Genomic DNA, 2,119 nt, shown 5'->3' on the forward strand with positions numbered 1-2,119 from the left:
ATGGATGTGAAAGCAAAAAGTGGTCAAGCTAATAAGGGCTAATGGTGGATACCTAGGCACACAGAGGCGAAGAAGGACGTGGTTACCGACGAAATGTTCCGGGGAGTTGGAAGCAAACTTTGAGCCGGAAATATCCGAATGGGGCAACCCTATGTACTACCTGTTGAATATATAGACAGGAAAGAGCCAACCCAGCGAACTGAAACATCTTAGTAGCTGGAGGAAGAGAAATCAAACTAGAGATTCCCTAAGTAGTGGTGAGCGAAAGGGGAAGAGCCTAAACCAAGGGATTTATCCTTTGGGGTCGTGGGACAGCAATATCGAATCTAGAGATTAGACGAAACAGCTAAATACTGTACCAGAGGGGGTGAAAGTCCCGTAGTCGAAAGTCAAAGGATAGTAGCTGAATCCCGAGTAGCATGGAGCACGAGGAATTCCATGTGAATCAGCGAGGACCACCTCGTAAGGCTAAATACTACTGTGTGACCGATAGTGAACAAGTACCGCGAGGGAAAGGTGAAAAGAACCCCGGAAGGGGAGTGAAATAGAACATGAAACCATAAGCTTACAAGCAGTGGGAGTCCGATTTAACGGATGACCGCGTGCCTGTTGAAGAATGAGCCGGCGACTTATAGGCACTGGTAGGTTAAAGCGAGAATGCTGGAGCCAAAGGGAAACCGAGTCTGAAGAGGGCGAAAATCAGTGTTTATAGACCCGAACCCTGGTGATCTAACCATGTCCAGGATGAAGCTTGGGTAACACCAAGTGGAGGTCCGAACCGACCGATGTTGAAAAATCGGCGGATGAGGTGTGGTTAGGGGTGAAATACCAATCGAACCAGGAGCTAGCTGGTTCTCCCCGAAATGTGTTGAGGCGCAGCGGTTGTGATTAAATCTGGGGGGTAAAGCACTGTTTCGGTGCGGGCTGGGAGACCGGTACCAAATCGAGACAAACTCAGAATACCCAGAGAACACACAGCCAGTGAGACAGTGGGGGATAAGCTTCATTGTCAAGAGGGAAACAGCCCAGACCACCAGCTAAGGTCCCCAAATCATCACTAAGTGATAAAGGAGGTGAGATTGCCTAGACAACTAGGAGGTTTGCCTAGAAGCAGCCACCCTTGAAAGAGTGCGTAATAGCTCACTAGTCAAGCGATCTTGCGCCGAAAATGAACGGGGCTAAGTGATGTACCGAAGCTGTGGGATTACTAAAAATAATCGGTAGGGGAGCGTTCCGTCGTAGGTAGAAGCAGTAGCGGCGAGCAGCTGTGGACGAAACGGAAGTGAGAATGTCGGCTTGAGTAGCGCAAATGTATGTGAGAATCATACACCCCGAAACCCTAAGGGTTCCAGAGCCAGGTTCGTCCACTCTGGGTTAGTCGGGACCTAAGGCGAGGCCGAACGGCGTAGTCGATGGACAAAGTGTCAATAGTCACTTACTGTTCTGTGGGAGCATAGAGAGGGACGCATGAAAGATAGCCATACCCTGATTGGTTTGGGAGGAGTTTACGAACTCCGAGTGGTGAAGGATAGTGCCAAGAAAAGCTGTTTATGTGATGAAGATAGAACACCCGTACCCGAAACCGACACAGGTAGGGAGGTTGAGAATACCAAGGGGCGCGAGATAACTCTCTCTAAGGAACTCGGCAAAATGGCCCCGTAACTTCGGAAGAAGGGGTGCCCACCTAAGCAGTGGGTCGCAGTGAAGAGATCCAAGCGACTGTTTACCAAAAACACAGGTCTCCGCCAACTCGAAAGAGGACGTATGGGGGCTGACGCCTGCCCAGTGCCGGAAGGTTAAGGAAGTTGGTCAGCGAAAGTGAAGCTGACGACCGAAGCCCCGGTGAACGGCGGCCGTAACTATAACGGTCCTAAGGTAGCGAAATTCCTTGTCGGGTAAGTTCCGACCCGCACGAAAGGCGTAACGATTTGGATGGTGTCTCAGAGAGAGACTCGGCGAAATAGGAATGTCTGTGAAGATACGGACTGCCTGCACCTGGACAGAAAGACCCTATGAAGCTTTACTGTAGCCTGGAATTGTGTTCGGGCTTCGCTTGCGCAGGATAGGTGGGAAGCGGTGAGATATTCCTTTTGGGGAATAAGGAGCTAACGGTGAGATA

At 50.3% G+C, this 2,119-nt stretch carries 1 rRNA gene; it reads left to right on the top strand.

The window, feature by feature from the left end:
* Window positions 1-21: 21 nt before the first annotated feature.
* A 23S ribosomal RNA gene (locus FJR05_RS25205) occupies window positions 22-2,119 on the top strand; the annotation flags it as partial.

The sequence above is a fragment of the Dolichospermum sp. UHCC 0259 genome (assembly GCF_009711935.1).
Classification (GTDB): Bacteria; Cyanobacteriota; Cyanobacteriia; order Cyanobacteriales; family Nostocaceae; genus Dolichospermum.